The organism is Desulfosalsimonas propionicica (genome assembly GCF_013761005.1).
Taxonomy (GTDB): domain Bacteria; phylum Desulfobacterota; class Desulfobacteria; order Desulfobacterales; family Desulfosalsimonadaceae; genus Desulfosalsimonas; species Desulfosalsimonas propionicica.
In genome coordinates, this window is sequence record NZ_JACDUS010000012.1 from 79729 (window position 1) to 99881 (window position 20153).

At 43.8% G+C, this 20153-nt stretch carries 17 protein-coding genes; 7 read left to right on the forward strand and 10 right to left on the reverse strand.

The window, feature by feature from the left end:
* Positions 1-89: 89 nt before the first annotated feature.
* Positions 90-608, reverse strand: a complete 519-nt coding sequence (locus HNR65_RS15325; protein ID WP_181552402.1) for a cob(I)yrinic acid a,c-diamide adenosyltransferase — start codon at positions 606-608, stop codon at positions 90-92.
* Between the two features lie 713 nt (positions 609-1321).
* On the opposite strand from HNR65_RS15325, the gene HNR65_RS15330 reads away from it, so the two are divergent.
* From HNR65_RS15330 to HNR65_RS15360, 7 genes are all read left to right on the forward strand, one after another.
* Entirely contained in the window at positions 1322-2773 is a 1452-nt protein-coding gene (locus HNR65_RS15330; RefSeq protein ID WP_181552403.1) for an NAD-dependent succinate-semialdehyde dehydrogenase, read from the forward strand.
* A gap of 145 nt (positions 2774-2918) precedes the next feature.
* Complete coding sequence (locus HNR65_RS15335; RefSeq protein ID WP_181552404.1) at positions 2919-4541, forward strand: FAD-binding protein; 1623 nt, start codon at positions 2919-2921, stop codon at positions 4539-4541.
* A 520-nt stretch (positions 4542-5061) separates the two neighbouring features.
* Positions 5062-6621: an MSMEG_0568 family radical SAM protein gene (locus HNR65_RS15340; RefSeq protein ID WP_181552405.1), complete on the forward strand. Its 1560-nt coding sequence runs from the start codon at positions 5062-5064 to the stop codon at positions 6619-6621.
* Between the two features lie 13 nt (positions 6622-6634).
* Positions 6635-7696 carry an AIR synthase related protein gene (locus HNR65_RS15345; RefSeq protein ID WP_181552406.1) on the forward strand — a complete coding sequence of 354 codons (1062 nt, stop codon included), beginning with the start codon at positions 6635-6637 and terminating at the stop codon, positions 7694-7696.
* A gap of 97 nt (positions 7697-7793) precedes the next feature.
* Complete coding sequence (locus tag HNR65_RS15350) at positions 7794-8774, forward strand: ABC transporter substrate-binding protein (protein WP_181552407.1); 981 nt, start codon at positions 7794-7796, stop codon at positions 8772-8774.
* Positions 8771-9526: an ABC transporter permease gene (locus HNR65_RS15355; protein WP_181552408.1), complete on the forward strand. Its 756-nt coding sequence runs from the start codon at positions 8771-8773 to the stop codon at positions 9524-9526. The genes HNR65_RS15350 and HNR65_RS15355 overlap by 4 nt, the downstream gene beginning before the upstream one ends.
* Before the next feature lie 7 nt (positions 9527-9533).
* On the forward strand, positions 9534-10310 hold the full coding sequence (locus tag HNR65_RS15360; protein WP_181552409.1) for an ABC transporter ATP-binding protein: 777 nt from the start codon (positions 9534-9536) through the stop codon (positions 10308-10310).
* Positions 10311-10312: 2 nt separating this feature from the next.
* Here the strand turns inward: HNR65_RS15360 and HNR65_RS15365 are convergent, their stop codons facing one another.
* The 9 genes from HNR65_RS15365 to HNR65_RS15405 form a co-directional block, all read right to left on the reverse strand.
* A complete protein-coding gene (locus HNR65_RS15365; protein ID WP_220128412.1) occupies positions 10313-10918 on the reverse strand; it encodes a flavodoxin family protein in 606 nt (201 codons plus the stop codon).
* Positions 10919-10953: 35 nt separating this feature from the next.
* Positions 10954-11664, reverse strand: coding sequence for a hypothetical protein (locus HNR65_RS15370; RefSeq protein WP_181552410.1), 711 nt, complete (start codon positions 11662-11664; stop codon positions 10954-10956).
* A 129-nt stretch (positions 11665-11793) separates the two neighbouring features.
* Positions 11794-13275 carry a (Fe-S)-binding protein gene (locus tag HNR65_RS15375; RefSeq protein ID WP_181552411.1) on the reverse strand — a complete coding sequence of 494 codons (1482 nt, stop codon included), beginning with the start codon at positions 13273-13275 and terminating at the stop codon, positions 11794-11796.
* An 85-nt stretch (positions 13276-13360) separates the two neighbouring features.
* Positions 13361-14875 (reverse strand): respiratory nitrate reductase subunit gamma, encoded by a 1515-nt coding sequence (locus tag HNR65_RS15380; protein ID WP_181552412.1) that lies wholly within the window; start codon positions 14873-14875, stop codon positions 13361-13363.
* An 84-nt stretch (positions 14876-14959) separates the two neighbouring features.
* Positions 14960-15634: a formate dehydrogenase subunit gamma gene (locus HNR65_RS15385; RefSeq protein WP_181552413.1), complete on the reverse strand. Its 675-nt coding sequence runs from the start codon at positions 15632-15634 to the stop codon at positions 14960-14962.
* A complete protein-coding gene (locus HNR65_RS15390; RefSeq protein WP_181552414.1) occupies positions 15634-16521 on the reverse strand; it encodes a multiheme c-type cytochrome in 888 nt (295 codons plus the stop codon). The genes HNR65_RS15385 and HNR65_RS15390 overlap by 1 nt, the downstream gene beginning before the upstream one ends.
* 546 nt (positions 16522-17067) lie before the next feature.
* A complete protein-coding gene (locus HNR65_RS15395; protein ID WP_181552415.1) occupies positions 17068-18330 on the reverse strand; it encodes a BPL-N domain-containing protein in 1263 nt (420 codons plus the stop codon).
* A 75-nt stretch (positions 18331-18405) separates the two neighbouring features.
* Positions 18406-19725, reverse strand: a complete 1320-nt coding sequence (locus HNR65_RS15400) for an aldehyde ferredoxin oxidoreductase N-terminal domain-containing protein (RefSeq protein ID WP_181552416.1) — start codon at positions 19723-19725, stop codon at positions 18406-18408.
* A 20-nt stretch (positions 19726-19745) separates the two neighbouring features.
* Entirely contained in the window at positions 19746-20105 is a 360-nt protein-coding gene (locus HNR65_RS15405) for a 4Fe-4S dicluster domain-containing protein (protein ID WP_181552417.1), read from the reverse strand.
* Between the last annotated feature and the right edge of the window lie 48 nt (positions 20106-20153).

The window sequence follows — 20153 nt, forward strand, 5'->3', positions numbered from 1 at the left end:
TGGCGGCATCAGGTGTCCCCTATCCTGCTTTTTTCTTTCATGGATTCTGTCACCGGATATATCCAAAGAGCCCGCTTTGTGCACTTGTATTAAAATTCGATCCCCATTCTCGCATGAACGCCTGCTTCCATATAATGTCGTCGGGCCGTGAACTCTGTAACGCTTTCAGCAAGACTGATGATATTTTTTGAGGCATACCGACCGGTAATCAGTAGCTTGAGACGGGACGGTTTGTTAATCATCAAGTCGACAATTTCATGTTCCTCTATCACGCCTAATTTAATCGCCACGTTAGCCTCGTCCAGAATCACGAGATCGTACCGATCAGAGATAATGATTTCCCGAGCCCGTTTCAACCCCTGGTTACCAGCCTTAATATCTTCAGGTTCAGGCATTTCATTTGTAAATCGGCCCAGGCCGAACTGCTCGACCTCGATCAAGTCGGAAAACCTCTTCAGGGCTTTGATTTCGCTGTAATTTCCCTTTTTGACGAATTGCAGGATGAACACTTTCAAGTTAGCCCCGGCAGCCTGGATTGCCAAGCCTATCGCTGAAGTGGTCTTTCCTTTCCCGTCGCCCGTAAACACTTGCACGTTAGCAATTTTCATATTTCCTCCCCCTACCAAGAGGTGTTAACAGATTTGATAATCACAGGATACTATGGGTTGAGCAATTCTTAACTCAAAATTTTTGTATCAATTGTACCAACCAAAAAAAAAGTTAAAAAACGGAAGCCCATCAAAATCAAACATACACAAATTACACTGCTAAATCAAACAGTAAGCATCGAAACAGCAGACAGTTTTCCAAATATATTTTTTTGAATTTAAATCGGCAACATGCGCAACGCTACAGGTATCTTCAAAACTAAAGCGCCAGAGTTTTAACCATTTCGATACCCTCGTGGTTAACCAATCAGAAGGGATTGCCGCAATGTCCATTCTATGCGCCGGAATTCCAGCCATTATTGTTTGCAAATTGTTCCGCGTCGTCATCTCCGGCAGGTGAAAACAAACTCAATGGTACGCCGCGCTGAGTTAATTGCCTCTTGCCGGGCATATACCCGAAGCACAGACAATTGCCGCCCGGTTCTTTTTCCTTTACCATTTAAAAGGAGAAAAACAGGTTGGACTTTCGCACGGCATGCGCTGAACCGCCGACAAAATCAGATGGCAACAAAAGCCTTTACATACAAGTGGAATGCTGGTATTTTTAAATGAAGTAAAGAGTAACCCCTAATATACTTAAAGCCTGACGCAACCAAGACCCCTATCACTACGCTTCGCTCCGGGGCGTAGCCAATCACATAAGAGGAGCCAACATGATCGAGTCCCCCCTGTTGGAAAACCTGACTGGCTATATCAGTGGTCGCTGGACTGATAATGAGCATGGCAACACTTACGATGTTTACAACCCCGCCAAAGGAGAAGTGGTGGCTCAGGTTGCGTCCATGTCAGAGGGTGAAGTAAACGCCGCTGTAGATGCCGCTAAATCCGCGCTTCGGCTGACCAGTCCCTATAGTATTGCAACCCGTCGTAAATGGCTGGAAGACATCCGGGACACCCTCAGGAATAACAAGGAAGAGATGGGCCGAATCCTCTGCATGGAGCATGGCAAACCACTCAAAGAAGCCCGGGGTGAGGTGGATTATGCAGCGAGTTTTTTTGATTACTATTCCAAACACATCCAGCTGCTGGATTCCCACACTATCCCCGAGAAGCCCAAGGACTGCACTTGGACTATACATTATCGTCCCATCGGTGTGGTTGGGCTGATCACGCCCTGGAACTTTCCGATTGCCATGATTGCCAAGAAGCTATCCGCGGCATTGGCAGCTGGCTGTCCCTCTGTCATCAAGCCGGCCAGTGAAACACCACTGACCATGATTGCGCTGTTTAGCCTAATGGATAAGCATGTGGATTTGTCAGATGGCATGGTTAACCTGGTGATGGGCAAGGCCAGTGTGATCGGCAAGGTGCTGTGTAAAAATCCCGATGTTCCGATGCTCAGCTTCACCGGTTCCACAGAAGTGGGGCGGAAGCTGATTGTTGATACCGCCGAACAGGTGAAGAAACTGTCCCTGGAACTGGGTGGCAACGCACCGTTCATCGTTTTTGACGATGCGGACCTGGATGCTGCCGCCGATAACCTCATTGCCAACAAGTTCCGAGGCGGCGGTCAGACCTGTGTATGTGCCAACCGGATCTTTGTCCACGAGGAAGTGGCGGACGTATTCTGCGAGAAACTGACCGGGCGTGTCAACACGATGACCGTTGGCGATGGTATGAATGAAGACGTTGACATTGGTCCGCTGGTAAACAAGCAGGGCTTCGATAAAGTAAAACGTCATCTGCAAGATGCTCTTGAAAAAGGCGCCAGTTTGATGGCAGGCAAACTGCCGGATGAATTGGGTGAGGGGCTTTTCTTCCCGCCAACCGTGGTGAAGGGTGTGAGCAGGGAGATGTGCTGTTACCAGGAAGAGACTTTCGGCCCGCTGGTTCCCATCGTGCTGTTTGGTACCGAAGAGGAAGTGATTGAGGCAGGCAATGACACTGAGTTTGGTTTGGCCTCTTACGTGTTTACCGCCGACGCAGAACGTGCCCGGCGCGTAACGGCTGGCCTGCGCTTCGGGCACGTTGGCTGGAATACCGGCACTGGTCCGACATCGGAAGCACCGTTTGGTGGCATGAAGTCCTCTGGTATCGGCCGTGAAGGTGGTATAGAAGGCCTTTTGGAGTTCGTCGAAGCACAGACAGTGCCTCGTGGGTTTTAACTTACCGCTGTTCTTTAATAGTCCTTGAATCTGGACTTGTTAATGGTCAAGTCCATTCTGTTCAAGCTCAGCTTCGGATAGTCATTATCAAATGGGATGGTGTTTTTGCGAACACTAATAATCTGCCTGCGGAAAGGAGAGGCGAATGCCGTTAGAGACGGGCAAGACAATTTCGTGTGATGTGCTGGTTATAGGTAGCGGCGGAGCCGGTCTTAGAGCCGCAATTGCTGCAAAATCAACAGGTGCGGATGTTGTGATGGCCTCCAAGTTGAACATCGGAAAAACATCGAATACCTACATTTCTAAAGGTGTCATGGCCACCTTGGGATTCGGACCCGCTGAAGACAATATTGACAAGTATATTGATGATACATTGAAAGTAGGGCGTTTTTTGAACGACCGGGCTATGGTCGAAGCTATCGCCCGACAACAAGAAAATGAAACTGCTTTTTTACAGCAATGCGGTGCTGCATTTGCCATGGACGGAGACAAACCGATGTTGCTGCATATCCCCGGGCATCAATATCCCAGACATTTGGTCGCAGCCAATTGGAGGGGTAGTGATATCGTTTTTCCTCTGAAACACTTCGCTGCCAAACAAGGTGTTGTATTTGAAGAACATCTGTTTGTTTCCAGCATTCTATCATCAGATGGTCGCGTTTCGGGAGCCTGTGGTATCACAACGGATGGACGTTTCATAACAATATTGGCGCCTGCCGTGGTATTGGCAACAGGAGGGTACTCTCAAATTTTTATGAACACCAATAATGTTCCTGGTATTACCGGAGATGGGCAGGCCCTTTGTTATGAACTGGGATTACCGCTCAAGGACATGGAATTTGTCCAGTTTTATCCAACAGCTATGGGCAGAAGAGGCAGTCGTCTCTTGTTGAATGAAAAACTTTTAGCACAAGATGGCGTCTCTCTGAAAAACCAAGCAGGTGAAAACATAATTAAAAAATATGGATTTGATGACTTTCTGACCGTAACCCGGGATTTGCTGGCCCAGATAATGATGAGGGAGACTGTAAAAGGAATCGTTGTGCTGGATCTCACTCATATGCCGTCAGGCATAGATAAGCAACTATCGCATTTGCTCCCTGCCTCCTACTGGAAAGGTGAAAAACGTTTTCAGGTGGTGCCGACGGCCCATTTCTGCATGGGTGGTGCCATAACAGACGACTATGGACAAACTCCCCTGGCCGGACTTTTTGCCGCCGGGGAAATCGCGGCCGGGGCACACGGTGCAAACAGACTGGGCGGCAATTCTCTTTCTGAAATTTTTTCCATGGGATCCATTTCAGGCAGCTGTGCGGCTGTACAGACAAAAACACCCCAGAAACCCAATGTGATTAAATCTCTTGCCGACAATGAGAGATATAGAATAGATCAGCAGTTTTCTTCAAGGGGCACAGATTCGGACGAACTTCTATCCAATCTAAAACAAGTAATGTGGCATAAGGCGGGAATCCTGCGCCATAGAGCCCATCTGGAACAGGCGCTGCAAATGCTTGAAAATCCATGGCCGGATATTCGTGTGAGAACTCCTGCCGAATTGATCAAATCACTTGAACTCTATAACATGCGACTGATTGCCACAGCCGTCTGCAAGGCCGCACTTATGCGAACTGAAAGTCGGGGATCCCATTTCCGAACGGATTTTTCCATAGAAGACAACGATAATTGGCTTAAGAATATTATAATCCATAAAACAGAATCTGGCATGACATGCAAAGCACAGCCCGCTTCCTCGGTCCATCCTGATTAAACATTCCCGGATATACTCACTGCGTATATCCAGAGATTTTCATTGAGTACTGCTAATTTCTGCGAACTTCTCTTGACATTGATTGATATTTTGATTAAATACTAAACAATTGGTAAAAGTAAAATTTAAGTCACTTTTCCGGGCTCCCCAAGGCTGTGTATTCCATGAATCAGCTGCAAACTAGTTTTGTAATCCATGCAAAAAACCTGGGATTCAGGAGAATATATTCTTACCCCGAGGACAAGGCCCCCGACTTAAAATTGAGATCCAACAATTGCCCTTACCGACATATCTCCGACAAAACAGTATTCGGACAGAACGTATAGCGTATTGCGATGTAGAAAATGATAATATACTTTTTTTTAAGAATTAAGTTATAATTATTTCTTGCAAATTAGGCTGGCAAGTAGATTTTTCGAATTTCCAACAGATTGAAATTATGCGCAAAGCTCAATTGAGTGCCCCGCGAACTTTTTAACGGATAGAATTAAAGAAATAACAAAATTCGGAACCGAGTTTCATGCACGATATAATTACTGAACTACAAAGCTTTGGTGTCCGTCTTGCATTACCCGGGCATGAAAGCAAAGGTGGTGCAGGACCTACGGAGGGCAGCGCATTTATTGTTAATGGTGTAGTTTTTTCTGCCCCTATTGCGGGTCATTATATAAAAAAATCCCCTTATTCATTGCAAAAAGAGGGACAAAATTATCTTCTTTTAAAAAATAATCGGAAGATCGCCTCCATTGATGTTGTAGCAGAACCCAAATTTTATCATTACAAAACAGATGATGGTGTTCCATATAGGAAATTCGCGTTGCTCCACGGCAAGGACTGCCTTGCGACAACCGTGCTGCAGAATTGTGTTCACTGGAAAAAGGGACAGCAATGTGCCTTCTGCGCAACAGAAATTTCCCTTTCAAATAATTCCACTGTAAAATATAAGACGCCCACACAACTGTCGCAGGTTGTACGCGTAGCATATGAGAATGACAATATAACGCATATTGTCCTGACAACAGGTACTGGGGATCCGCCTGGCAGTGAAATTGCTTATCTTGCCCAATGTACAAAAGCAATTAAAGCCCAGGTAGATATCCCTATACAAGTTCAATGCGCGCCGCCACCGGATCTTTCTTTGATTGATCAACTCCATGATGCCGGGGCAGAGGCTGTTGGCATTCATGTGGAAAGCTTTGACCAAGCCATCCTAAAAGCAGTTGCACCTGCCAAGGCGGATATCGGCCTGGCCCATTATGAAAAGGCGTGGAAAAGGGCAGTGGATTTGTTTGGTCCAAACCAGGTAAGCAGTTTTCTAATATCAGGGCTTGGCGAAACCCGGGAATCCATCCTTTGGGGAAGCGAATTTCTGGCAGATTTGGGAGTGTTTCCATTTGTCGTGCCGCTGAGACCGATTCCGGGATCAAAGCTTCAGGATCAAACACCGCCGAATCCTGAATATATGAAAGGGATTTATAAAGCTGTTGCCAGAATAATTCAAAAAAAGGGGCTTTCATCAAAGGCGGCCAAGGCAGGGTGTGTTAAATGCGGCGCTTGCTCCGCTTTGTCTGTTTATGAGAGCCTGCTTGCAAACACGACCGGACGCACTGACCCTTTTCCTGAAATTATTTGTCACAGTGCCAGAACGTTAGAGGAAAAAGACAAAGCCTACCAGATCCGTAAGAAAGTGTTTGTTGAAGAGCAGGCAATATTCAAAAATTCTGATACAGATGAATACGATGAAGATGCTATTCATCTTGTTGCAGAAAAAAAAGGAAAAATTATCGGAACGGTTAGAATTTATAAAGCCCCTTCAAATGATGGGCACTGGATAGGCGGGCGTCTCGCAGTGGCTATGGATGAACGCCACACCCACGCCGGGGCTTTTCTTGTAAAAGAAGCGATGAAAAGGGTTAAAAAAAGAGGATGCCGTCTTTTTACTGCTAAAATACAGGAAAACAACGTTCCTTTTTTTATAAAGTGTGGTTGGGAACCGATTGGGGAGGTAAAAGATCATTTTGGTGTACCTCACCTAGAGATGAAAGCGGACTTGAACCGCGTAGAAGATGACTCAAAATAAGGCATATATTTGAATGGTTGACAACGCTAACGGCTCGCCATCTTTATCAGGAAATGACGAATTAGACGATATTGTTCAGGCTGTCCGGAACTATCTTGGACTTGTCCGAAAGAATTCCATAAAATATGTTTTTGAGATTCTGAAGCAGACCCATCAGTTCGGTATCCAACTGCCAAACTATGGAGATGATGCGGCTGTGATCCCCTGGAAAGGCGAATACCTGCTTTTGGCCGCAGATGGTATGATGGCCGGACTTCTTATCAATGAGCCTTATGCTGCAGGAAAAGCAGCTGTAATGGTCACAGTTAATGATATTTACGCAATGGGCGGGCGCCCTATTGGCATGGTCAATGTTTTGGCAAGTGGAGATGAGCGCCAGCGAAGCAGTATTGTGAATGGAATTGAAAAGGGATGCCGGAAACTTCAGGTGCCCATGTTGGGAGGTCATACCCATCCGGACACAGCAACAGGAGAGGCCTCGCTGAGTGTTGCAATTTTAGGATCTGCCACAAAACTTCTCAGATCTCATCAAGCCAGGGAAGGGGATGATCTGATTCTGGGGATTGATCTCAATGGGCGCCGCGGGTGTAAATCTGTAGTAAGCTGGGATGCAAATTCCGGGAGCACTCCGGAGCAACTCCTCTTTCGATTGGAGGCTTTGCCAGAAATAGCAGAAAAGGAATTGTCTTGTGCAGCCAAGGATATCAGCAATGCCGGCATACTTGGCACGATTTCCATCATGCTTGAAAATTCAGGTAAAGGCGGAGAAATTGATATTGAGGCGATACCAAGGCCAATGAGCATTGGATTAATCGATTGGCTTCATTGCTTTCAGAGTTTTGGATTTATTTTGGCTGTTCAGCCGGAGCATTCCAAAGAGGTGCAGGATCTGTTTCTGGCAAGAAATATCGATTCTGCAATAGTTGGGAAAGTCACCTCCTCGCCCCTTGTCCGTGTTCACAAGGGTAGCAAAAGAAAAACTCTATTTAATTTTGAAAAAGAGGAGATTACCGGGATACGTTTTGATCCGAAGTGTTTGGCACCGGGTAAAAATGGATTGAAAAAGGCGTTTTAACAATGCTCAAGTTGAAGTGCTCCGGAAAAGAAGATGTCGGCAAAGACAACTTGCGCGATTCATTTCCAAAAAAAATTTTGGAAATGGGGGAGTCTCTATGAAAGCCTCATTGACTAGTATCCGAATATTATTTCTTACCCTTTTTTTTGTGATTGTTTTTCTGGCTGTAAGTTGGGCCGGAGATCCCGTTTCTGTCAGGATGGCTTATTTGCAAAATGATATCCACCACTTGGCTTTCTGGGTAGCCGAGGAAGAAGATATTTTTGCGGATGAAGGTGTTATTATAGATACTGTTGGGGCTTTTAGAGCCGGACCGGAAATCATGTCCGCTTTTGCATCCGGTGACTTGGATATGGCCTATGTAGGACAGTCGCCTGCGACCGTGGGGTTTGCAAATAAAGCTGCAGATGTTGTCGTCGTAGCCCAGGTAAATACTGAAGGCACTGCCATCGTCATTAAAAAACAGGACGCGGCCAATTTTGAAAGTTTGCAGGATTTGGCGGGCAAAACCATAGCAATACCGGGTCATGCCACAGTGCAAGAAGCGATTCTGCTAAAAGGCCTGAAGAAAGTGGGATTAAGCAGGAAAGAAATTCATCTAATGGTCCTGAAGCCACCGGATATGATTGGCTCGCTTCGCACTGGGCAAATCGATGCCTTTATCGCATGGGAGCCCTATCCCGCTAAAGCAATAACTAGTGGTGTTGGGAAAATGTTGGCTGCATCCAAAAAATTATGGCCTGAACACCCGTGTTGCGTACTTGTTGTGGAAAAATCCTTTATGAAGGCGCATCCAAGGATTGTTGAAAGGACCATTCAGGCCCACGCCAAAGCCACACAATACGTTTGCCATCATCCGGATAAGGCTGCCCAAATTGCAGTAAAATATACTGGCATGGATGAATTGACAATTCGTAAGGCTATGCAAAATGTTCATTTTACCACTGAATTAAATATAGAAGACGCCAAGGAATATGTAAATTTCCTTTCTGAATTGGGCTATATACAAAAACAGGATCCAGAAGCCTTTATTCGTAATTTCATCCGCCTGGACCTTTTGCCTTCAGAAATTCGATGAATTGGCCCCGGATTGTTATTCCTGTTTTTTGTCTGTGTATTTGGCAGGCTTCCTCCTTTATGGGGATGCTCCCCGAATATAAATTACCTTCGCCTGTGCAAATATTGGATGGTCTTGAGTCCTTGATTACCATAGGGATGCCGCCTGGACATCCTCTTCATTGGCATATATTCTACAGTTTACACAGAGTAGTGGTCGGTTTTTTCTCAGCCATATTGATCGCCTTACCACTTGGATTAATAATGGGATGGTCAAAGGCGATACGCCAAATCCTGGAACCAATTTTTGAGTTTATCCGACCCATACCCCCGTTGGCGTGGATTCCTATCGCGATCCTTTGGTTCGGCATCGGTATAAAGTCTGCTGCTTTTATAATCTTTTTGGGCGCGTTTTTCCCCATATTGCTCAATACTATCTACGGGGTTCGGCGAATCGATCCTATTCTTATTGATGCAGCCCGCACATTAAATGCTTCTTCCCCGGCTATTTTTACGAAAGTCCTTTTGCCAGGGGCTGTACCCTCTATCATAACCGGCATCCGTATAGGGATCGGTATCAGTTGGATGACCCTTATAGCTGCGGAATTTACAGGTGTAAAGTCCGGATACGGACTTGGGTACATGATCATGACAGCGAGGGATATCCAACGACCGGATTTAATTATGGCCGGTATGCTTGTATTCGGTAGCATCGGTTTCAGTGTAGATATTGTGCTTCGGCTCATTGAAAGAAAAATCGTAAGGTGGCGTTGACTGCGCAATGTGTATAGAAATAAAGAATATCAGCAAAACCTATGTGGAGAGTGAGGCTTTGGGTACGCGCATAGCCATACTCGATAACATCAATTTCACTGTGGATTCAGGGTGTTTTGTGTCTATAGTCGGTCCCAGTGGATGCGGGAAAACAACCCTTCTCAAAATTATTGCTGGCCTGATAACGCCAAATCAGGGTTGGGCGAAATTGCAGGGCGAGGACATTCAGCTCGGGGACGAACGAGTCGGTATGGTTTTTCAGGAATATGCTCTATTTCCCTGGCGAACGTTGATTCGCAATATTGAATTTAGTTTAGAAGTTAAAGGGTTTTCCCGTAGTCAACGGCGTTCGGCTGCTATAGAATTCATAAACGAATTTGGCTTGAGCGGATTCGAACATCGGCTTCCTCAAGAGCTTTCTGGAGGAATGAAGCAAAGAGCGGCCATTGCCAGAACCCTTATTAATAAGCCCAAAGTTGTACTCATGGATGAACCTTTTGCTTCTTTGGACAGCCAGACCAGAAATGAAATGCAGGATTTCCTGCTTTCGGTTTGGCATGACCGGGAAGAAACCATCCTTTTTGTAACCCACAACGTAGACGAAGCTGTTTATTTGAGTCAAAAAATTATTGTTCTCTCACCCAGACCGGGGCGGGTGTTAGAAATTTTTGATATTGATTACCCATATCCCCGGGATAGAACAAGCCCGGAAGCAAATCGCATCCGAAAAAAAATTCTAGAATTGATAAGTTCGCAGAAAAAAAATGTTTCTACTGTTTCGTAGCGTTATTCCTGCTTAATTGTCAGTGCAACTTCCGTTACACGTTTGCCCAAGTTATACAATGTTTCCTTGCCAAAGGTATCTTGATCATATCCATCCGGGTGCCCACTCCAGAGTGTTCCGCCAAAATGAAAAGTCGAATGCCCATCGCCGACTATAATCATATCCTGGATGAACATGGCAGCATGCACAGAATGGATAGCTGTCTCCTGTCCGCCGTGCCTGAATCCTCCCACTGCAATAACCCCACCCACTACATTTCGGAGCAGCGCTCCGTTGCGACGCAAAACGACACATCGATCAAGGAAAGATTTGGCTTGGCTGCTCATTGTCCCGAAATAGACAGGGGTGGCAAGTATAAGACCTCCTAAACGCGGATCGGATAATTTTGGAATCAAGTGTTGAAAATCATCTTCCTGGCTGCACTTCAAACCATTTTTACACTGCTCACAGGAAATACAACCGTGAATTGTTAATTGTGCCAGATCAATTAGTTCAATCTCAACATGGCTAAATTCTTCTTGTATTTTTAGAAGGCAGGTTTCAATGGCAAATCTAGTGGATTGTTTTTTTCTGGGACTGCAAGAAACTCCAATAATTTTAATGGCCATAGTTTTTCTCCTGCATGCATATTATTGTCATATTTCTACTGAGAGCTGGATACAAAATAATATTTATTGACTGACATGCCGCCAAACAATACTGCACCTGGGCAGGGCACAACGTACTTATTTTTATATTTGCTACCAATGATATTGAAAAATTCAAGACATGCCGAGCAGACTTTGCTGGTTTTTCCAATGGAGTACGGCGCAATTCCATTAGCGGTGTCTAAAAAGTATTCAGGCTCAATAAAATTTGCATGGTTGGCGCATTGCTCAACAAAGACTTCGTCATACGTGATTCCACGGACCCCCATAATTTTCATCCACCGGTCTTTCATCTTTTCATCCATAGATCCAATATCGAGAAATTCTGGTGGGCAATAGTGCTTAAACCCTTCTTTTTCTGCAAGTCTCTTGATTGTTTCGTTATCAGGAAGGTGTTTTGGCCTAAATTTTGCTTTCTTGATAGTTGTCTCAGGCAAGAGATCAAGCCCAAATTGGGTAAGGGGTTTTTCAGCGATCAAAAGGTATTGCCCTGCAAATTTTGACGCAAAATACCAGGAAAGCTGGCGACGACAAAGATCAAATTTGGACCACGCCGTAGGGGGAATATAACCAAATGGAATTTTTGAGGATAAAGGAAGGCAAACTGTTTTTTTGGCCGCTGCCGGGAAAATATCCTTTTTTTCAAGTTCTTTTCGTATATCCTTAAAATTTTTTTCATCCATCCAGTATGTAAATTTAATATACATTATTTAAGCCTTATTTTTATAGCAATCAGCGGTTAGGCAGGGAAAGAGAACTGCTGTTCAGTGGCGCGAATTTATCCAGGGATCAACCGTTACTTGTGATCATAGCTGCCTTGCAGGCTTAATTTCCTTTCATAAGGCTTTTTTCTTTTTTTCGGCAGATTTATCCTCTTCATCATTTTCGGCCTTTGCTTTTTCCTTTTCCTTTGCCAATTTATCCGCTTCTTTCTTTTTCTTTGCCGCTTCTGCGTCTTTTGTCGCTTTTTCAAAAACATCATAGCCCAGAAGAGCTTCAGCAACATAGGCTGACATGTCTTTCATTACCATATGGGAACTAAGTGCATTAATACCCACTTGAAGGCCTTGGTAGCAAAAAGGACAGCAAGAAACCAATTCATCGGCTCCGGTTTCTTCTGCCTCCTTAACGCGTCTTTGTGCCATTTTGTTTTGAATATCCGGATATCCGGCTTTCAGACCGCCACCAGCGCCACAGCACCTTGAATATTGTTTATTGCGCGGCATCTCAATAAGTTTAAGCCCAGGGATGGCATCCATAATTATGCGGGGGGCTTCAAATACTCTACAGGCTCTGCCCAGGTGACAAGGATCATGATACGTAACCGTGCGATTTACCGAATAAGGAAATTTTAATTTCCCTTGTCTCAAAAGCCGTACAAGAAATTCCACGGTATGCAGCACTTCAAAATTGAGCTCACCCACCTTTGGATAATCCTGCATAATTGTCTTGAAACACCCTGAACATGAAGATATCAGTGTTTCAATCCCAAGATTGTTAAACTGTTCAATATTTTGTTCAAAAAGGCGTTTATGCTCCGGGTCTCCCATCCTCAAAAGGACACTGCCACAGCACTTTTCATCTTTTCCCAATGTGCCGTAATCGACATCCAGCGCTTCTAAGATATTCACTGTATTAATGGCTACCTGTTTTACGTTGGCGTCATAGGCTGCAGTGCAGCCCAAAAACAGAAGCACTTTGCCGCCATTTTTAATGGATCTCGGTTCATTGGGAACCAACTTGTCTTTTTTGGCTCTTCTTGCCCATTTGGTCCGTCCGGCACGAGGCTGTTGCCATGGATTGTCATAGGCTTTTACGCTTTTTTCCAGAGCCTTCTGGGCTTCAAGAGGTCCATAGCCTGCATCAACGATTATTTCCCTTAAGTCTTCCCATAGATTCACTGTGTCAATATGTGCTGGACAAATTTCTTCACATTGCCCGCAGGTGGAACATTCATACAGATTCGCCACAAAGCTCTCAACGTCCTTTTGGGTCATTTTTTTATAATTGAATAGCTTTGTTAATATGCTTTTCAAAAGTTCAGGAGCTTTATCATTTCTCAGTATTTTTCCCAGTAACCCGTTTTGATCCCTGGCTATTTTGAGAAAATCAATAACCTTTCTCCGGGGAACAATGTTCTCCGATGCATCTTGATCATAGACCGGGCACCATCTTAGGCATTCACCACAGCTTGTACAGGCGTCCAGTTCAATTAATCTGGATATATCCAATTTATGAATTGGAAGTTGTGTAACTTCTTCGGGTTCTGTTGTTTCTTCAGATGAAGATTCAGGAATTTTTTCGTCGTCATTAGTCATTTTAGATGCCTTCTTTTAGTATTATTTATAATGACTTTTGATTTTTTTTGTTACCCGGCTGTTATGCCCTATGCTGATAGGACTTTTATTGTTGACGCTGTGGGCTATCGGCTTCTCCCCTTTTTACCTTGGATACAGCTTCAATAAAATAAGTAAGCGGGACGGTAAAAATATGGCGCATCTTCCCAAACGGCAGCCAGGCAATAAACAAGGCGCCGACTCCGGCATGCAGATACCAAAGAACTGAATAAAAAGATGCCCACCATTCCTGCCCGAATATTGCGAAGCATTTTGAAAGAGGATACCCAACAAAAGCATATCCGGCAATTGAGGCAGGTACACCGGCAACAAGTATTCTTGCCCCCTCAAGAACAAATCCTAACACGATAAGCGCTCCAATGATCACAAGGGCGATATTGTCTTTGTATTCAGAAACAACATACTCAGGCTTTACAATAAATCTTTTAATAACGGACCAAATAATGCCGAACAAAATGAGCAAACCCAAAAGATCGTAGGTAAAAGCGGTAAAAGGTGCGTTTTTGTCTATCAGTGCTATGGCAACACCATTGTCTGGGTTTGCAGTAAAGATTGCGGCCGTAAAAAGGCCAAGGGCAAAACGGAGCAAAATGGATAGAAAAATCAATGAATGCATGGACCATCTGCTTACGCTCTCCTTGAGAATTCTTCTCTGAAGCAAAATATCGAGAATGAAGATTTTTACTATGGAAAAGAATTGTTTGGAGAAAACAGTGGACCAGACCGACTCAGAGCTTAGATTGATTTTACGAGAAAGCGATTCGCTTTCGCCCTGCACATTGCCTTGAAACCAGGACCTGAAGCATAAAAGCAGCCCTCCAAGAAAAACCAGGAGCGCAGCTCCGAACATCCAATGGCCTATTTTAAGTGGAGCGGCGTGGCATAATATGCAGATGGCGCCTTTCGAAGGAAGCACTGCGGCAGGAGCGCCAACAGAATTGTCCAGGGAGTGACATTTTTGACAGGATTCCTCGTCAGATGTGTCAGCCAATTTATGTTCCACTAAGCTGATGGGTTTTCCTGCATTATTTTCTTGAGCAAGCTTGATCATATGATCCGACTTGTCTAGTTTGACATGTTCGGACTTGAAATGACACGCCTGACATTCAACACGAAGGTGGGGGGCGTGCGCGGCTGCTTCACCGTGAACGGAGTGACATCCCGTGCATTGAGAGCCGGTTTCGGTTCTATGAGGAGAGCGAGCGACATCTGTATGACATTCTGTACAAGCGACATATTGATGAATCGGTAAGTTTTTAATAAAGGTTTCTCTGGTAAGCTGTAAACTGAGCTCTATGCCATCTTTTTCTGTAATGCAGTCTTTTTCCTTGTGACAATCAAGGCAGAAAGCCTGTGATGAAAGGACACCTTCATTGGAATCAATGTTCGCTTCCCGATGGCATTCCATGCATTCAAGAGATTCTTCCTCTTGCAGTTCGGACATTTCAGGGATTTGATTATTATTTATCTGTATTTCCTGATTTTGGCCAAAACTGTGAGAAGACAAAATTAGGATTAAAAAAAAACCACTAGTAGCAGAGATGAAGGTTTTAAAATCCATTTGGGTATTTCTCCCTGTGATTATTCTACACGGTAAATTCGGATAGAGTTCGCACTTATTTCCATATGAAGATATAGTAAGACGTTACTCCAATTGCTGTTCACTTGTATAAAGCCCGCTTTGCTTTTTTCCGTTGAAAATGGATTTTTCAATGGGGAAAACCTCGGGATCAAGATGTGTATCCGTCATGTGAACAAATCCGATGTACAAGACTGCCAGCACAGCTTCATGAAAATGAAAATGAAACGCAATATTGACTGCATAACCTGGCAGGAATGACGTAAAAAATTCGGGATACCACATGATAAGGCCGGTGATACCCATGCTCTGCATGCCCAACATTACAGCCCAATAATCAAGTTTCTGAAGATAACTGAACCGGTTAAACAATGGAGGGGTCCCGCGTCCAAAGATATATCTCAGGTTTTGGTAAATGTCTGAGATATCTTTTTTACCCGGTGTCATGGTATTCGGACCCGTAAGTCTCCCCTTGAGGCCCAGCTTGTAAAAAATAAGCCATAAAAGGTGTATGAGAACGCCTATGTAAAAAAAGGTTGCAAAAAACCGATGTATGCCGCCTATGCCATCCGCACCCCCTAAAATGGAAGTTAAAAAACGGGCAAATCCGTTATGCGCAAAACTCAGCGAAAATCCTGTTATAGCGAGGATTATAAAGCTTACAAAGACGACAATGTGCAGCAGCCTGTGCAAAACGTTGAAGCGCTGAACAGTTTCTGGATTTTCCTGATTCTTTGTCATTAATGTTTCCTTAATTTTTCGTGAATTTTTCTTAAAAGTAACAAAAATGAATGACTATAAAGAAGAGTTAATAGAGCTACAACAAATATTAATGAAATGGATCCCATCACATATACAATTTTAAGGCTTTGCCTTTTACTGTCGCTTTTCTTTTCCACTTCCGCCTGGGACTCATGAATAATGACGTTGGTGAAGGCTTTTTCGGCTTCAGGATGGCATCTGCGGCATGCATTTAACGCCTTGGTTTCCTCTTCCAGGGAAATACATTCATGGGCGCCATGACAGTCTGTACAATATGCAGACCGCTCGTTTTCCAGATAAACCGCTGTTTTGCCGTGAAAGTTTTTGAGATAGCTTTTTTTCTGCGAAGTATGGCATTCGCCGCATGTTTCCGTCATGTTCATGCCGATTTGCGTCCTTGAAAGATGGGCAGGAGCATAATGTGCAGAATGACAATCGCCGCATGTCGGAGCATGCCCGGTTTCTGAAACGTCTCCGGTTTTCTTTTCTTCTTCAAGGGCTTTGGCATGCTCGCCTTTTTTATATCTTTCATAGGTTTTTTTGTGACATTTTTCACACAGCTGATAGTCGAAATTTCTTTTGGGATCTGTTTTAAGGTAGTCCGGATCCTCGGGATCCGGATGCTCTGAGTCGTTCTCTGTCATGGTTCCGTGGCATTCCTCACAATTTATACCTGTATGTGCCGAGTCCGAAAACCGATCCATTTCCACAAACCAGTTAGACTCTTGCAGAAGCGAGTTCTCAGCCCTGGCTTCTGAATAAAAAGTTAAAGGCATAATTGCACAGCAGACCAAAATAAAAACCTGGATCGTGCTCAACGTCAAAATTTTCTGCTTTATCATAGAGTGAAATTGTAATATTCCCAAACTTATTCTCCCATCATGATTATTAGAGGCAGATGAGTATCGAATTCCAATATTGAGATCTATCTTGGTGCAGAATTTTCAAATTCCACCGGAAAGTGTAAATCAATTCCACAGATTAATTGTAAAGGCCTGAGGTTCTCCTTTTCAGTATGCCAATAGGCGCAATATGATAATCTCTGATGGTTTCGTGAAAAATCGACCATATTTGAGAATTTAAGCCTGCACGGAGTGTTCTGAATGATTTTTGCAGGTAAACTCCGGAGGCTGGACCGGGGTATAAAAAACTCAAAACATAACTTCTTGTTTTCCTAAATATGATTACAAATTCGTTAAGGAATCATGGAATCAATGATCAATTTTTCAGTAGTTTATGAAAATTCAAATGACTCGTTATTCATTCAGGCCTGCGGTTAAGCTTATTGGCTAAAATCATGTCGCATTTAGATGCTGCAACTCTTTGAAAAAATGATAGTGAATTGTCACGTGAAAATAGTTGACAGAATTTTGAAATGTTAAAGATTTGCTAAAGTTCATAAAAATACTTTTTTAAAGCTGACTTTCCCTTAAGGACTTGAAGACGACATCAAAAAAGTTGATGGATACTTTTTGAAGACGTTCAAACATGCATACTGCCAGGTCAAGGGACTCTATGTTTTGATCAACTGCATTTTTAATTTGTCTGAGATCTGTGGAAAGATACCCCATATTTCCAACTATAAAGGAAAGCATCCCAGGGCGGGCCACTAATTTTTCTATTTTTTCAAGAAGTTTTATTCTTTTCCACATGGACTCAAGAAACACCCTTATTTTATCCGGGGCATACACTTTTTTTCCGATCAGCCAACTGACTGAAACAAATTCCAGTCCGGAAGCGGCAATTCTAGAGTTGCTCAGCTCGCTTTTCATATTTCTAATGATTTTGCTTGCAGCCTGGCCGGAAACAACTTGGAGGTTGCTTACCTTCTTTGGATTAGACAAATGATGTTGGGGGGCTTTCCTTAACGCCTCGGAAAGCTCCCCCAACAGAACGTTTGTTAAAAAATCATTGGCATCCTTGTAATCCGGGTGTTCCAGATGAGGCCCCATAAGATAAAAGCATCCTTTGTTATACGGGACCCTTATCACTGCGGCTTTCCTGATTAAAGTGTGTTCAGCCGTTTCCCGGTTAACCAGAAATGAAGTTTTATTTGTAAAATCATCATAATAAGCGACAATATGTTCCGGGTGGTCATAAGTCATTCCCGGTCCACCATACAAAGGGGCATTAAACTCTATGACGTCATTGTCGTAGAGATTATTCGCCACTTTCAGATTAACCGCTTCCCTGACAGGATGAAAAAGGTAATCACACCCGTATAAAACAAATGATTTGTAGCTCTGGCGTAAAGTTTCAGGGAGCAGTTTAGCCAAATTCGTTATTTTTACATTAACGAAGTTAAACAAATTCAAAGGTTCCTTTGAAGAATTCATCGGAAGGTATGCCCCTGCGCAGGAGCCAATATAAATCCCCCCATTTTCTACAAAGCTTTGAATTTGATATGCTCCATCTTTTTTCAGAGCTTCAGCGACTGCAAAAGTGTCTCCTCCAGAGACTATCAAGACATCCAATGCCTTTAAGTAATCTTTTTGCCGGATCAATTCCTCATCAAGAAAAGAAAGATTCAAAAATTCTTTTTTTTGAAACAGATCCACAAACCACAACCAGGAGTGAGATGCCCCTTTTCCTGCATAAATTCCTATTTTCGCCTTACGTAGTCCTTCGCAAGCGAAATTTTGCAATGGGAAAAAATGAGATTCCTTGGATTCCATGCCAGTAAAAACGTCTTTCTATCTTGTGTTTTCGTTCACTAATATTTATTTGGATCAAAGTCGATTGAATCCAGGTTAAGCCGGTTCGCTAACATAGCTAACGACTTCGTTTAATGCCTCTAAGCCAATATCAAGATCAGTGCCAATATTGGCCAGCTCCAAAAGATTTTCTTCTGTGATTTCAGGGGACATAAGGATAAACAAAGGGTGAATGCCGAAGATAAGGGCAATCGCCTGTCTTCTTTCCCACCAAGATATCACTTCATCGCGATCGTCAGAGAGGCCAAAGTCGTTGAAGATCGGTTTAAGGGGTGCCCAAGGGCTAAATACGGCTTTGCCCTCATATTCGAGGGTGCCTGTCAACCCATCAAAAGCTCCCTGGAGTTCATCCAATGAACTTTTGCCGGAAAGCGTTGTAACAGCCAGTGGATCAATGCCGTATTTGGCGCATGCTTTCAGAAATCGGCCAGCATTTTCCGCAGACAAACCCAAATTTTTACAACTGTTCAGGGCGTTAATATCTGTGACAAGTACACCGGGTTCTTGAACCTTTGTTTCTTCAACAAGGTTGGGGTCTTCGTCCATAAACAAGCCGGTAATGGTTGCATAGGGCGTAAAATAATCGGCACTGTGCCTATGCACAATAGGGGCCAGCCACTCGGAGAGGTCATGGTTTCCAATAGCATCCCCCAATTCGCCAATACCCTTTTTGCTGATGAAATCGTTTTTCTTAATGTCTTTCAGAATTTCAAGGGAGCGGGAAAGAAAACTCTCAGGATCTGCAGCGTCTAAAAGACCCATTCCCCTGAAAGCAAATCCTTTCAAATTTTTGCTTCCAAAAATTTTTCCTATCCCAAATCGATCCGGGCTGCTCCAATGATTAAAGCAGACTTGAGCCTGGTCTAATTGGTTTTCACCTGCCTTGCCGATCAGCATAGTTTGTAGAAGATCATCACCGGCAAAGCCCCTAAGGTAGTCTGTCGATTCCCAGACATCCTTTCCCCAAATATTGCTTGCATCCATGATATCCGCCACCCCATCATGTATCCACAGATAAACCGGGGAGTTCGCGGCGCCTTTCACTACAATGTAATCATATCCGGAGTACTTGATTTCAACACCGACCTTAAAAATAACAGGGCAGTGACAGATTTTCCCGGTAACAGGGCTCTTTGCGGTCATGACACTCGTTGCGGAAGCGGGATAGGTTGTCCCGGTGAGCAGGCCAGTACCAATTACAATGGGATCATCGTCCTGATATTTTTCATAAAGGTATTTGGTGATGCCTGCCCCACCGATTTTGCTCGATACCAGGCTTTCTTCCACTTCTTCTTCCTCGGATTCTGATGTCGCCAAATCAACAATTAAAATTTTATCGGTTGATAAGTATTCCATGGCACGCTCCTTCTATCTTTTTATTCTTCACAAGTAATCGCATCCACGGGACAGATTACTACGCACAGAGGGCCATAATCCTCCATCTCTTCACATAGATCACAACCTTCCCTAAGAAGTATTGGTTTTGCTGACGCATCTGCTTCTTTATCAGGATCGGCCTCTTCACCTATTCGGCTAATGTCAATGCCTTCTGGACGCGCTGTAATCAAATTTTCTTCTTCCTTAAGAAGAACACCAAAGTAATCCTTTTTTTCACGCGCTCGGTAGGCCATAATTGAGGAAGATAGAAAAGCGAATCCATCATCTCTGTGAAAACTGCATGCCATTTCACATGCCATGCAATTGATACATTTTAAAGCGTCAATTCGGATATTCATTTTCTTTCCTCGCCTGTTTAATGAGTTTTATTGAAGAAAGTCAATTTA